The sequence below is a fragment of the Collinsella sp. AF16-8 genome (assembly GCF_003462695.1).
Lineage (GTDB): Bacteria > Actinomycetota > Coriobacteriia > Coriobacteriales > Coriobacteriaceae > Collinsella.
This window is the reverse complement of the sequence record NZ_QRXX01000023.1, coordinates 1-1,977: the sequence shown is the minus strand read 5'-3', so window position 1 is coordinate 1,977 and position 1,977 is coordinate 1. Positions and strand designations below refer to the sequence as shown.

Below are 1,977 nucleotides of genomic sequence, written 5' to 3'. Positions count from 1 at the left end.
TCGGAAGGCACGTGCAGACCTTTCGTCATGGCCTCCTACCTTTCTTTCGGGCCCTTGTCAGGGCCGATTCGTTAGCGCCCCTCCGTGTGAGGCGTTATTGCTGACGACATATTTATATCCAAAAACAGCCCATACTTCCACCTCGCCCCCGAACGGTTTTTTATAGGGGGTGAACGGCATACACATATACTTCACGCATGGCACACTTTGATTTAATAAAGTTTATTTACGTGCTTAAATGCTTTTTCAAACCAAATAGCAAATGGAACTTAACTTTATTAAACCACCCTCAAATTGCATATTTCTAATAAAGCTATGAATAGAATTAGCGATTCATACCGCGTCTCAACCATTTTCATTTTTATTCAGAAAAAAGTTTGTCCTATTCATTTCTGGTATGGGTATTACCGTTTACCAGACGCTTGGTACCGTTCACCGGAAGTTCAGTATAAGGCCCAACGAACACCGGCTCGCCTTACGGCCTCATTTGTAACAACTTGACTTCTCGGTATAGAAAAACAGACCCGCTCCCCTCATGGGAAACGGGTCTGTTATCGATAATCGTAGACAGATTTGAGTGGCTTTGAGAGCCGTCGGAATCCTAGCGATCAAACTCCGCCAGCGCCTCGCCCAGAAGCCTCAGGCCCTCGCGAAGAACGTCTTCGCTCGCGCAGAAGCCCAGACGCGCGCCGCAGGGAAGCTCAAAGCGGCTGCCGGGAACCAGCAGCACTCCCCTCTCGGCCAACAGGCGCTTGCAGAACTCCTCATCGTCCTCGGGAATATCCAGCTGGATAAACGAGGTGGATACGCCCTGCGGCGCCGTCCAAGAGACGCGGCTCTGCGCATCGATCCATGCCTGAGCGATATCACGGTTGCCAAACACGATCTTACGGTTGCGCTCAAGGATCTTATCCTTGTGCTCGAGCACGTAGGTCGCCAGGGCGTCGTTGAACACGCCGCCGCAGATCATGGTGTAGTCACGATAGGTGCGGATGCGGTTGGAAACCTCTTCGTCGGCCACGACCCAGCCCACGCGAGCCGCAGGCGTCGAATAGGTCTTGGACACCGAGTTGGTGACAATGGCCTTCTCGTACACGTCGGCCATCGATATAAAGGACTCGGTGTTCTCGAGCGGCAGATACACCTCGTCGCACAGCACATAGGCGCCCACCGAACGGGCGATCTCGGCAATCTGGCCGAGCGTATCGGCATCGAGCACCGTACCGATGGGGTTCGATGCGTTATTGATGCAGATGAGCTTGGTGTTGGGGCGCACCAAGCGCTTGAGCTCATCGATATCGGGCTTCCAGCCGAGCTCCTCGCGAAGCTCCCAATACTCGACCTCGGCACCGAGCGTACGCGGAATCTCGTAGAGCGGCGCATAGGTAGGCCACTCGGCAATCACGTGATCGCCGGGCTCCACAACGGCCATGATGGCGTTGAGGTTGGCGCCCGTGCAGCCATTGGTCTGCAAAATGTGATCGGGATTGACATCGCGACGATACAGCTTGGCGACCTCGGCCTTAAATTCCGGCGATCCCTCGATCCAGCCGTAGTTCATCTTCTCGCGATCCAGGCGCTCGTAGAACGTGGCGCCGTCCTGCTCGTCCAGTGCGCGAAGCTCGCCCATGGTCAGCGACGAGATCGTCGACTGGGCGATGTCCCACGTGGCGCTCTTCTCCCAAACGTTGAGCCATTCCTCAACGCCAATCGTCTTAATGTCCATGGCCAAGCTCCTTACAAAAGCAGTCATCCAACCGTGTTGACGTTCCTCATACAAGATTGGGGCGGCGCGAAAACCCGCACCGCCCCAATGGGAGACATCTAACGTCAGCTAGATGTATGTATTAAGACCTATACGGGTCATAGAAGACCTTAGAGGTCCTCGCGCCAGAAGGGCATGCTCATGCAGCGCGGGCCGCCACGGCCGCGGGAGAGCTCGGCGGAGGGCACGACGAGAAGGTCCAGGCCCTCCTT

General features: G+C 55.3%; 2 protein-coding genes. Both read right to left on the bottom strand.

Translation table 11 applies throughout. From position 1 onward, the window contains the following. Window positions 1–601 precede the first annotated feature (601 nt). On the bottom strand, window positions 602–1,726 hold the full coding sequence (locus tag DWW73_RS09980; RefSeq protein ID WP_117779479.1) for an aminotransferase: 1,125 nt from the start codon (window positions 1,724–1,726) through the stop codon (window positions 602–604). 149 nt (window positions 1,727–1,875) lie between these two features. Next, on the bottom strand, window positions 1,876–1,977 hold a 102-nt coding region (locus tag DWW73_RS09975), incomplete at its 5' end, for an arginine deiminase family protein (RefSeq protein WP_147343553.1).